This window comes from Clostridium sp. AM34-11AC, from assembly GCF_003435375.1.
GTDB lineage: Bacteria > Bacillota > Clostridia > Lachnospirales > Lachnospiraceae > Pilosibacter > Pilosibacter fragilis.
The window spans coordinates 1-3,634 of the sequence record NZ_QWGL01000072.1 but is presented as its reverse complement, the minus strand read 5'-3'; the positions used below and the strand labels follow the sequence as shown (position 1 = coordinate 3,634).

3 protein-coding genes and 2 tRNA genes are annotated in these 3,634 nt (G+C 50.6%); all 5 read left to right on the top strand.

Annotated features, from left to right (window positions below; translation table 11 throughout):
- Window positions 1-145: 145 nt before the first annotated feature.
- The 5 genes from DW826_RS17555 (at window position 146) to DW826_RS17535 (ending at window position 3,556) form a co-directional block, all read left to right on the top strand.
- Window positions 146-1,057 carry a ribonuclease Z gene (locus tag DW826_RS17555; protein WP_015553889.1) on the top strand — a complete coding sequence of 304 codons (912 nt, stop codon included), beginning with the start codon at window positions 146-148 and terminating at the stop codon, window positions 1,055-1,057.
- A 3-nt stretch (window positions 1,058-1,060) separates the two neighbouring features.
- Window positions 1,061-2,098: a tRNA (adenosine(37)-N6)-threonylcarbamoyltransferase complex transferase subunit TsaD gene (gene tsaD, locus DW826_RS17550; protein WP_015553888.1), complete on the top strand. Its 1,038-nt coding sequence runs from the start codon at window positions 1,061-1,063 to the stop codon at window positions 2,096-2,098.
- The gene (gene ispD, locus DW826_RS17545; protein ID WP_117553322.1) at window positions 2,098-2,820 is read left to right on the top strand and encodes a 2-C-methyl-D-erythritol 4-phosphate cytidylyltransferase; all 723 of its coding nucleotides are present in this window, start codon (window positions 2,098-2,100) and stop codon (window positions 2,818-2,820) included. Before tsaD ends, ispD begins: the two co-directional genes overlap by 1 nt.
- Window positions 2,821-3,292: 472 nt before the next feature.
- Window positions 3,293-3,378 (top strand) — tRNA-Ser (locus DW826_RS17540).
- Window positions 3,379-3,467: 89 nt separating this feature from the next.
- A tRNA-Ser gene (locus DW826_RS17535) sits at window positions 3,468-3,556 on the top strand.
- The last annotated feature ends 78 nt before the right edge of the window (window positions 3,557-3,634 follow it).

The window sequence follows — 3,634 nt, the reverse complement described above, 5'->3', positions numbered from 1 at the left end:
ACAGAATTGGTGGTAGACAATCATTCATGCGTTTGTCGTGAGGAATCAACTTCCATCTCTTGCATATGACCTCCGCTTTATGGTATGATACGTGCAGACTGGATAAATATAAACTTTTATTATCATAGAATGCAGAGGAAAATACATGTTAGATATCTGTTTACTGGGAACCGGCGGCATGCAGCCGCTGCCGTACCGCTGGCTAACGTCCATGATGGCGCGCTGCGATGGTAGCAATCTGCTGATCGACTGCGGCGAGGGAACCCAGATCGCATTGAAAGAAAAGGGATGGAGCCCGAAGCCGGTGGACGTGATCTGCTTCACCCACTACCATGCCGACCATATCAGCGGACTTCCGGGGTTTCTCCTGACCATGGGAAACGCGGAGCGCACGGAGCCGGTACTTCTGGTGGGACCGAAAGGTCTGGAACGTGTCGTTGGTGCCCTGCGCACCATTGCGCCGGAACTTCCGTTCCCGCTTGTGTTTAAAGAACTCACGGAGCCGAGAGAAAAATTTCAGGCGGGTCCCTATGTGGTGGACGCATTCCGCGTAAACCACCGCGTGACCTGCTATGGATATCGCATTACGATCCCGAGAAACGGCAAATTTGATGTGGAACGGGCGAGAGCCCAGGAGATTCCGCAGAAATTCTGGAGCAGACTGCAGAAAGGCGAGACCATCGAGCACGAGGGTAAGATCCTGACCCCGGACATGGTGCTGGGAGAAAAGCGCCGCGGAATTTCCGTTACCTACACGACTGACACGCGCCCGGTTCCGGCAATCGCCGAATATGCCGCGGACAATGACCTCTTTATCTGCGAGGGCATGTACGGTGAGAAGGAAAAAATTGCCAACGCGCGGGAGAATAAGCATATGATGTTCCAGGAGGCGGCAAAGCTCGGTAAAGAGGCGAATCCGCGGGAGATGTGGCTGACCCATTACAGCCCGTCCTTAATGCATCCGGAGGAATATTTAAACGAGATCCGGGAAATCTTCCCGAAAATTAAGACTGCCCGCGACGGCTGGTCTGCTGAACTTGGATTTGATGAGGATTAAGAAATGAAGATACACAGTGTTGAAGAAGATGTATATATACTTGCAATCGAGAGTTCCTGTGATGAGACAGCGGCCGCTGTTGTAAAAAACGGCCGTGAGGTGCTTTCTAACGTGATCTCATCCCAGATCGCGCTCCACACACTTTACGGCGGGGTTGTGCCGGAGATCGCGTCAAGGAAACATATTGAGAAGGTAAATCAGGTGGTTCAGGCTGCCTTAGACGAAGCACACATGACATTAGATGAGATCACAGCCATCGCTGTGACCTACGGACCTGGTCTTGTGGGCGCGCTTCTCGTGGGCGTTGCGGCGGCAAAGGCTATCGCTTACGCCGCAAAGAAGCCGCTGGTGCCGGTTCATCATATCGAGGGACATGTATCCGCAAACTTTATCGAGCACCCGGATCTGGAACCGCCGTTTGTCTGCGAGATCGTGTCCGGCGGACATACGCATCTTGTGATCGTGAAGGACTACGGTGAGTTCGAGATCATCGGACGCACAATGGATGACGCGGCGGGAGAGGCATTCGATAAAGTTGCCCGCGCCGTAGGTCTTGGCTACCCGGGCGGCCCGAAGGTCGACAAGGCGGCAAAAGAGGGAAATCCTCATGCCATGGAATTTCCGCGGGCAAAAGTCGGCGGATCCCAGTATGACTTTAGCTTCAGCGGCATGAAATCCGCTGTATTAAACTATATCAACCAGGCGGAGATGAAGGGAGAGACGATCTGTGTGCCGGATCTCTGCGCTTCCTTCCAGAACGCGGTGGTGGATGTTCTCGTGAGCCGTGCCGTTGCGGCAACAAAGGAGTTTGGATACAAGAAGCTCGCCATTGCGGGCGGCGTTGCGTCAAACTCTGCCCTGCGCGCAGGCATGAAGGCGGCATGTGAGAAAGCCGGAATCGAATTCTACTATCCGTCACCGATCTTCTGTACCGACAACGCAGCAATGATCGGTGCTGCGGGATACTATGAGTATATCAACGGAGTCCGCGCAGGCTGGGACCTCAATGCGGTGCCGAACCTAAAACTGGGAGAGCGGTAATGGAACAGGTGAAAACAGCAGCCATCGTGCTGGCAGCAGGACATGGAAAGCGGATGCACAGCAAGGTGGCAAAGCAGTATCTTCTCTTAAAGGGGGAACCGGTGGTTGTTCATGCCCTGCGGGCCTTTGAGAAGGCAGGGATGGATGAGATTATTCTGGTGGCCGGAGCAGACGAAGTGGAATTCTGTAAAAGGAATATCGTGGAGCAGTATGGATTTACCAGAGTGAGACAGGTCGTTGCGGGAGGAAAAGAACGGTATGATTCTGTCCGGAATGGACTTTGCGCTTTAAAGACCGTAGGATTCGCAGAGGACGGTATCGTTCTGATCCATGATGGTGCAAGACCGCTTGTAAACGGAGAGATCATCGCGAGAGCTGTGGATGGTGTCCGGGAGTTTTCTGCCTGTGTGGCATCGATGCCGGTTAAGGATACGATCAAGGCAGCGGATGCGGAGGGATTTTCTGCAAGCACGCCGGACCGCAGTACCTTATGGCAGATCCAGACACCTCAGGCATTCCGCTTCGGTCTGATCTACCGCGCCTATGAGAAGGTATTTGCACCCGGAACAGACCGCAGCCGTATTACGGATGATGCAATGGTAGTGGAACTGATGACGGACACAAAGGTGAAGTTTATCGAGGGAAGTTATTCAAACATCAAAGTGACAACTCCGGAGGATATGATCATCGCGGAGGCTCTTTGTGCTCATAGGGTACAATAGATTCTTTCTATAATAGAAGATATGGATCTGCCAGTGGCAGTCAGAGAGAGGCGTGGTCTTCCGGGAAAAGGAGATCACGCCTTTCTGGCTGAACAGATAAAAAGAATTTTAGTACCTATTCAGTACCTTCATAGTTACACGCAAAAATCCATTCCAGATCAGCTTCTCTGATGGGATTTTTGCCCTCCAGCCTATGTTTTCTTACGGTCAGCGCAGCAAGTGCGCAGACCTACTGAACAGTTACGAATTTTAGACTTTTAGAAAAATTCTGAAAAAATTCTTTTCAAAAGGAGAAATGAGTTTATTGGATATATGACATGAGAATACCAGATGTTGATGATCGCAATGCATGGGAATAGCATATTTTGTATACAATTAGAAAAGAATAAAAAAACGAAAAAAACTTGGAAAAATGCTTGACAAAAATGGTATTGTGGGGTATTATTAATGAGCACGTTTGAGAGAGCGCTTTGGAGAGATATCGAAGTGGTCATAACGAGGCGGTCTTGAAAACCGTTTGTCCGCAAGGGCGCGTGGGTTCGAATCCCACTCTCTCCGCTGACTGTACTGCGGAGCCAGAGAGATGAGTTCCTGGTGCAGAACTGAATAACGATCTTGCAAAAAAAGCAAGATGTGAGTCAACCAATGCAGAAGTACCCAAGTGGTTGAAGGGGCTCCCCTGGAAAGGGAGTAGGTCGTTAGTAGCGGCGCGAGGGTTCAAATCCCTCCTTCTGCGCTTTAACTTATGAAGGAAAACTCCTTCAAAAAGTTAAAAAAAGTTCTTGACAAACCGGAAACGGTATGATAGAATAAA